Source organism: Corynebacterium sp. MSK071 (genome assembly GCF_030232125.1).
Lineage (GTDB): Bacteria > Actinomycetota > Actinomycetes > Mycobacteriales > Mycobacteriaceae > Corynebacterium > Corynebacterium kefirresidentii.
Genome location: NZ_JASPJA010000065.1, coordinates 1 through 308 on the forward strand (window position 1 = coordinate 1; position 308 = coordinate 308).

General features: G+C 54.5%; 1 pseudogene. It reads right to left on the reverse strand.

What is annotated here, in order from left to right:
* Positions 1–308, reverse strand: a pseudogene (locus QP990_RS12215) (hypothetical protein); the annotation flags it as partial.

Sequence of the window (308 nt, forward strand, 5' to 3'; positions counted from 1 at the left end):
CAGTACATGCCCACGACACGGTAACGAGAAAAACAGTCGCGCACTACTGCATCAACCTGCCGCGTATCTGGCTCCCAGTCCGGGTCTCGTGGGTTCTTCGACTGCCACACCGCAACTTCGAACAGGTGACCATCTGTCACACGCATGCCAATCAACGCCGTCGCATCCGCATTACCACGCACACGACCCCTAGAACCATCAAAACCCAGCACCACCTTATCTCCTGGCCGGATAGCCTTATCCCTATCCTCAATCGCATCAACCTCGAGGTGAGAGAGGAAAGAATCAGACGACGAGACAATCTGATT